Raw genomic sequence first — 6187 nt, 5'->3', positions numbered from 1 at the left:
GCCGCTGATATGGGGCGTCATTCCGGTCGGGCTACGCCCTCCCTGCATGACACCCCATATCGGAATAATGAGGAAACAACCGGCAGACGATCCACTTATCTTTTGCCAATCACTGTGCAGACAAACCGAGCCACCTCTCATATTCAGACGATCCTTCAATAAGCGGAGAAATTTCATGCGCATCCTCACTCCCATCATGATCACTGCCCTTCTTGCCACTGGCGGCTGTGCCGCTACCGGCACCGATATGGGAGGCAAAGTCTCCGCGGATGACCAATATGTTATCAAGACCATCGGCGAACCAAAAAGCTGCGTCATGCGCTCGCACATCCGCTCCACTGATGTGATCGACGACCAGACGATCGATTTCAAAATGATCAATGGTGATATCTACCGCAACAATCTGCCGAGCAAATGCAGCGGGCTCAACTTTGAAGAAGCCTTTTCCTATAAAACGTCGACCAACCGACTGTGCAACGTCGATATCATCCACGTGCTGACCCAGACCGGCGGCCAGCTCGACACCCGCGGTGCCTGCGGCCTCGGCAAATTCCAGCAGATCGAGAAGATTCGCAAGGATGACAGCGAAGAATAAGGCCCGGGGCGGAGCTGTTTTCCGGGCGTCGAATAATCTATTGGCAAAGCGGCAAATCCGCTGCTAAACGCGCACCCGGCGGAACACCGTCTCAGCACCCGTAGCTCAGCTGGATAGAGCGCTGCCCTCCGAAGGCTTACTTTGGCATTAGGGGTCAGTAATTTTACTAAGGGTGGTAGGGAATACGCCAAGTAAATCAGAGGTTTGCATAGGATAGGCTTTCGTTGGCTTTGTATGCAGAACTACCTTTCGAACGCTGTGACACAATCGTGACACACGGAGTTCGAACATGGCTACAATCACCAAAAGAAGAGGCAATTGGTTCGCTCAAGTGCGGCGTAAGGGGCATGAGCCGCTCTACCAGACCTTCAAGGCTAAAGCCGATGCTCAGGCATGGGCGAGGGAGCAGGAGGCAATCATCGACAAAGGCGGAATTGCTACATCAACCAGCATCCTCAGGAATACAACCCTCGGAGAATTAGTTGATCGATACGTGAGGGTCGTTACCCCTCAAAAGAGAGGCGCGTCGGCTGAGCGATACCGTCTCAACAAAATGCGCCAATCTAACGTCTGCCTCACGACACTAAGCGACTTATCGACCTCCAAACTAGCGTCCTACCGAGACTACAGGCTAACTGAGGTGACACCAGCGACGGTAAAGAGAGAGATTTCCCTCATCCATCGCATTCTTGAAGTGGCACGGCTGGATTGGGGCATTCCCATCCAACGGAACCCAGCCGCTGACGTGCGCGTGAAGAAGGCTGATAGGGCAAGAGACAGGCGGCTCTGCCCGCGCTCTGGCCAGTACGGTTTTGTGATTATCAGCGTCCTGTCAGATTGTAGTACGATATTGCAATTTCCAACACACAGCGAAACTGCTCCAACAGGGCTGGAGACGGTAGGTTATCAACATTACTTTTCAGAGCTGTCTATGTGGTCTCATGGCGGTCTCTTGAAGCGATGGATGGGCTTAACCCGTGACACAACCGTGACACAATCGTGACACACAGAACACCTCTTGCTCCTTAATTCGTTATGTTCTAGTGGGAAACTTCAGCGGTCGAAAGTCGCTGATTTCGGCGGAACACCGTCTCAGCACCCGTAGCTCAGCTGGATAGAGCGCTGCCCTCCGAAGGCAGAGGTCACAGATTCGAATTCTGTCGGGTGCACCATTATTTCAATGACTTAGCTATCGACAGCCCGATGCGTATGGAATGAGTATGGAAAATAGGGGGCTGAATCGCTTGCAAATTTGATCGTCCTATCTAGCTAAGGCGGCTGAGTAAGTTTCTGGCTATCGAAGCAATTGAGCTAGGTTCGGTTTTAGCAGGGGTCGATTTTTTACCAAATTCGATTGTTGGCGCTTCTTCGTCAGTTAATTGAACTTCCAATACTACGCCCATTGGCGACCCCTCGATCCCAAGGATGCGGGCGTCACAACCTTTTTTTTGATTGTTTATTGCATCCTTTAGCCAATGATCGTTCGCAATATAACCGATTGTTTCGCCGTGCGAATTGTCAACTCGCACCGCCAAACCGGAATTGGAGTAAGGGTTGTTCAATTCCCTAAATATCCCGACGGAATCTCCTTCACGCGCTCGACCAATTGCTCTTTGATAATTACTTTCGCCTACAATACCGACCGGATATATTTCCCCCATTTCAGTCACCTCTAACAGCCATTTATTTACGATAACTACGACAGCTCCCGAGCAGTAGTCAATTGTCCCTCGCGCGCGCGAGCGAGAAACTGTGTTAGCACTATCGCTGCACTATCCACCCGGTGTCCGGTTTTAATAGCTCCAGAGATTGCAACGCCCCCCCGAAGTCTCAACTGTGAATGCGAGGAATTTGCACTGGCTACGCTTTCCGGATTGGCGGCTGGAGAGTTTTGAATCCCGCCCCATAACATAAGCGTATTGTCCGTTTGATCGTGGTTTTTCGCCTACTTGTCGCCGCGTATTATTTATTATACATGTTTGCCCATGAGATATATTCCCTTGGCCTTTACGCTACTTGCTGGATGCGCTTCCGTCGGTGATCTTCAATCGTCCGAGCCTGATAGGTCTGGTCAATCAACCAAGCCAATCGATGAAGTGTCTAGGTGCATCGCGTATAAGTCAGCAGCCGCACCGATCACTAACGAGGCAGGCCATCCTGTATTCATCATGACGAACGGCTATGGCGCGCCGCTTGCTACCATCACCCTGATTGGTAATGATGCTGGCACCAAGATAGAGGTCAGGCAGGCTAACGGTATTGTTCAAACCGGCTTCTGGCGGGATTGCATCTAGCATTCTTTCTTTTCGCCCTCGCCATCCCAAGTCGCCGGATATATAAACTCGCGGGTTTGGTCGCCTAGCGCAATAGCATTTAACCGAGCCGCCGCGAACTTCATTTCGGCAGAATAAGCCCCGTGCTTCCAAGCATTGCGATTGCCCGTTGGAGCACCAGGATTAGTCCCGCCGTGCATCCTGCACCGCCTTCGCCCCTTCACTGCTGGAGATTGGCACGCCTTCCCCGTGCGGGTCTGCGCCAAGCATCGCGGAGCTTTCGCCAGCCGTTCGGGTTGCATGGGATTGTTTGTTTGATTTGGCATTTTTCGACCCCTCTGAGTGCGTATGGAAGTGCTCGGCCACCACAGCTTGCCCCCCTTCATTAACGTGAACATGGCGAACGGTTTGCTCGCGCGGCTGGTGTAATTTTGTCAGCGCCTCAACTGTCGTTCTGCAATTCGATTGCGCTCTAAGTGCCATTCGCAAATAACGCTCAACAGCATCGGGATAATGGCCTAAATTGCTTACTGCCCGCCCGGTCAATTCGGTAAATAGCGTATCTAATGTAATGGCCTGAGAAGCGAGCAACCGGCTGGCCATATTCATGTCACCTGCTTGGGCTTCCAACAAGATAGATTGCAACGCTTCTGTACTCGCCATAATTGTCGGTTTTCGATTGTCGACAAATGTGTTGCCAACAATACAAGTCGCCAGATTGGCGTGCCTTCCGACAGGATCGAATGAAGCTCTCGCGACCGATGTCCCTTCGACCTCACCCGGCTTAGTTTTGATTTGCAGCACGTTCGCCGCCTTCGGCTTTCCGTCCTTACATTTTTGTTCACTCATTCCGTCGCTCCATTTCTGCGCGCCTTTGCGCTAATGTTTTGTGAGGTTCCGCACCGCTTTCCAATTATGCGCCCGCCCGGCTCATGCCGCCGGTCAATTCCATTGGTATCGAGCACGCTTTGTGACGCTCCCTTGCAGATATATCCAAACGCCGCTCGCAGATTGACCGCGTGCAATTCAGGATTGCCGACTTCCAATCCCAGCCGCCCGCCGATAGGCCTGCTACAGATAACCCGCGCCCGATAGGCATTCCCCGTTATGCGCCGCAACCAGCCCATTTGAAGCGCACTCAGGCGTTTAACGTGCTCGGCAGGCACATGGGCAAGCAAATGGCAGTGTCCGCCTTTATTGTCGCCATTCTCATGCACCCAAAGCCATGTTGTCCGACTGCCATGCCTCGACATCGCTTTGGTCATCAAATCCGTGAAGCGCCCGGTTGCCGACGCCATTGCCTCTAATGGCAATCCAGCCGCTTGCCAGTGCATTGTAATCATCCGGGTGAACGGTAGGCCAATTGCAGCCGCATGGCTCTCAGCAGCCTTTAGACTGACGATTTGTGCCGCTGTCAGTGCATGACTTACTCGGTCGGAACGATTGCGCGCACCGCCTCTGCCGGTGCTGCGAGTGGAATTGGCTGCCACACCTAGTCTTAAGTAACTAATTGCATGAGCCGTGCCAGTTTCCGGCAATGGCATTTTTCCGGCAGTTTCGAGCGTTGACGTGGGCATTGGAACTTCACCGAAAACGCTGCTCCGGTGAAGTTTCAAAGCATCGCCATGCCGATTTTGATCTAGCATGACGCTAGACATCAGACTGCCACCCAAACGATGGCCAGCTTGCCGGTGCTATTCGCCCTGCGCTGTCCGCTGTCCCGGATAAGTCCTTTGCGCTTCAACTCGCTAGTTCGCGGCTGGATCGACCAACGATCCATTCCCAGCCGTGCGGCCAGCTCGTCGGCAGTAAGGCCCAACCAGCCTGCTTCACGGATTGCATTGCGCGCCATGCGCTGAAGCCTCCCTAATTTAGGGGCAAGTGCAATGGCGGCAGCAATGGATGTATCGATTCCGCGATGGCCGGGTTCATTGGGATAGGTCATACCGGCTCTCCCTCGGCTAACGACGGCAACCCGGCTTTATCCAGCAGCTTTGCCAACCATTCACACTGAGATTGACTTAGCGAAGTCGAATCGACTGCAATTTGTCCAAGAAACTGCCCTGCTTTGCGGGTCAATCGGTAGTCGCAATTAAGCAACGCCAAAGCCGCCGCGCGGTGATTTAAGAAGGGGCCTTCAATCATTTTGCGCCTCCCCAAAGCAAAGCCGCGCAATATCCCGCGCCATCGAAGGAGACAGGCAGAAACGGAAAGCAAGCATTTGCTCCCGCGCTTCCGATGCGGTAAGGAAAGATTGCGACGGCCCACCAAAGCAATCGCGCGAAGCCCGGGGTGCCAGCCCCGGGTTTTGCATTTGTGCAGTCATCACTCATGCTCCCGCTCGATACTGCGGAAGGTTCGCGAGATATTCTTGCAAATCAGCGACCGGGATCAGGGTGCGTCTGCCCGCCTTAACAGCGCGAAGGTCGCCACGCTTCAATGCTTCATAGAGACAGGAACGCGATATGCCGGAAGCGCGAACAGCTTCCGGGATTTGGAGTGTAATTGGAAAGTTCATTTTCTATTTTCCCACAAGGTACCGGCAGGATTGCTCGGACGTTGTGGGAAGGATTTGCCACAGTCTGCAGCTTTTTCTTGGGGTGAAAAGTTGTCCTTTATCGCGTGAATCGCCAAATCTGACTTTTCGGAACAATTTGATGCCTCTGCATTGTACCCGCCCATTCCTCGGCTTGCTTTAAAGCTGGCTCAACCCAGACTGGGTCAAATACAATTTCTTCAAGTTCGATCGGCTTTTCGCTGCTCTTTCGTTCCTCGCTGATGGCCTTTGATAGTCTATTCCACTCGCTAATCGCAGCGGATTGCTCATCGCCGTTCGCTATTGCCCGTTCACAGTCCGGCGTAATCACCTGCCACTCATCCTGCAGCTCGGTGAGCCTTTTCGAAGGTATCTGCCGGTGGGTGTGAGCATTCGCTATCTCATTGCCTGCAGCCAGCGCCATATGCAAAACAGGACGGCGTTTATTCCAAATGCTCTTTCTGATGTTGGTCGCATCTTCTTCGTTGGCCAATGTTTCCACGAGTGTTCCGCTTTCTATCATTTCCGCATTCTTGCGATTCCAATAATTCGCAGCAAGTGATCTGGTAGTGATGCCGTTAAATCCGCCGAACCAAGGATGCAGATCCGCTGCCTCACCTAGGATTTTATATTGAAGCCAAACTCCTGCTCTAACCCATCTTATTCACGAGCCTAATTTTTGCAACGGCTGAGGCTCATATCCGTATTTTTCGATAGCATATGGCGCGGTGGTTGGTGGCGTCTGTTTCATCGCGTTTGGCTTGCCTGATCGGATGCCGATGC

General features: G+C 52.7%; 12 protein-coding genes and 1 tRNA gene. 3 read left to right on the top strand and 10 right to left on the bottom strand.

Annotation, left to right across the window (positions count from 1 at the left end):
- Window positions 1-175: 175 nt before the first annotated feature.
- The 3 genes from ACESNI_RS03035 to ACESNI_RS03025 all read left to right on the top strand — a co-directional run bounded on the left by ACESNI_RS03035 (window position 176) and on the right by ACESNI_RS03025 (window position 1767).
- Window positions 176-595 (top strand): hypothetical protein, encoded by a 420-nt coding sequence (locus ACESNI_RS03035; RefSeq protein WP_373084910.1) that lies wholly within the window; start codon window positions 176-178, stop codon window positions 593-595.
- Window positions 596-884: 289 nt separating this feature from the next.
- A complete protein-coding gene (locus ACESNI_RS03030; RefSeq protein WP_373084908.1) occupies window positions 885-1598 on the top strand; it encodes a hypothetical protein in 714 nt (237 codons plus the stop codon).
- A gap of 92 nt (window positions 1599-1690) precedes the next feature.
- Window positions 1691-1767: transfer RNA gene (locus ACESNI_RS03025), tRNA-Arg, on the top strand.
- 93 nt (window positions 1768-1860) lie between these two features.
- Here the strand turns inward: ACESNI_RS03025 and ACESNI_RS03020 are convergent.
- From ACESNI_RS03020 to ACESNI_RS02975, 10 genes are all read right to left on the bottom strand, one after another.
- Entirely contained in the window at window positions 1861-2256 is a 396-nt protein-coding gene (locus ACESNI_RS03020) for an HIRAN domain-containing protein (RefSeq protein ID WP_373084911.1), read from the bottom strand.
- Between the two features lie 459 nt (window positions 2257-2715).
- A complete protein-coding gene (locus ACESNI_RS03015; RefSeq protein WP_373084906.1) occupies window positions 2716-2892 on the bottom strand; it encodes a hypothetical protein in 177 nt (58 codons plus the stop codon).
- Window positions 2886-3170 (bottom strand): HGGxSTG domain-containing protein, encoded by a 285-nt coding sequence (locus ACESNI_RS03010; RefSeq protein ID WP_373084904.1) that lies wholly within the window; start codon window positions 3168-3170, stop codon window positions 2886-2888. The genes ACESNI_RS03015 and ACESNI_RS03010 overlap by 7 nt, the downstream gene beginning before the upstream one ends.
- On the bottom strand, window positions 3052-3717 hold the full coding sequence (locus tag ACESNI_RS03005) for a hypothetical protein (RefSeq protein WP_373084902.1): 666 nt from the start codon (window positions 3715-3717) through the stop codon (window positions 3052-3054). The genes ACESNI_RS03010 and ACESNI_RS03005 overlap by 119 nt, the downstream gene beginning before the upstream one ends.
- Complete coding sequence (locus ACESNI_RS03000) at window positions 3714-4445, bottom strand: hypothetical protein (RefSeq protein WP_373084900.1); 732 nt, start codon at window positions 4443-4445, stop codon at window positions 3714-3716. The genes ACESNI_RS03005 and ACESNI_RS03000 overlap by 4 nt, the downstream gene beginning before the upstream one ends.
- A gap of 80 nt (window positions 4446-4525) precedes the next feature.
- Window positions 4526-4813, bottom strand: coding sequence for a hypothetical protein (locus ACESNI_RS02995; protein WP_373084898.1), 288 nt, complete (start codon window positions 4811-4813; stop codon window positions 4526-4528).
- A complete protein-coding gene (locus ACESNI_RS02990) occupies window positions 4810-5013 on the bottom strand; it encodes a hypothetical protein (RefSeq protein WP_373084896.1) in 204 nt (67 codons plus the stop codon). Before ACESNI_RS02990 ends, ACESNI_RS02995 begins: the two co-directional genes overlap by 4 nt.
- Window positions 5006-5194: a hypothetical protein gene (locus tag ACESNI_RS02985; protein ID WP_373084894.1), complete on the bottom strand. Its 189-nt coding sequence runs from the start codon at window positions 5192-5194 to the stop codon at window positions 5006-5008. Before ACESNI_RS02985 ends, ACESNI_RS02990 begins: the two co-directional genes overlap by 8 nt.
- A gap of 3 nt (window positions 5195-5197) precedes the next feature.
- Window positions 5198-5386 carry a helix-turn-helix domain-containing protein gene (locus ACESNI_RS02980; protein ID WP_373084892.1) on the bottom strand — a complete coding sequence of 63 codons (189 nt, stop codon included), beginning with the start codon at window positions 5384-5386 and terminating at the stop codon, window positions 5198-5200.
- Window positions 5387-5483: 97 nt separating this feature from the next.
- On the bottom strand, window positions 5484-5927 hold the full coding sequence (locus ACESNI_RS02975) for a hypothetical protein (RefSeq protein WP_373084890.1): 444 nt from the start codon (window positions 5925-5927) through the stop codon (window positions 5484-5486).
- Window positions 5928-6187 lie beyond the last annotated feature (260 nt).

It is taken from the genome of Sneathiella sp. (genome assembly GCF_041689005.1).
GTDB lineage: Bacteria > Pseudomonadota > Alphaproteobacteria > Sneathiellales > Sneathiellaceae > Sneathiella.
This window is presented reverse-complemented; position numbering and strand designations above follow the sequence as displayed.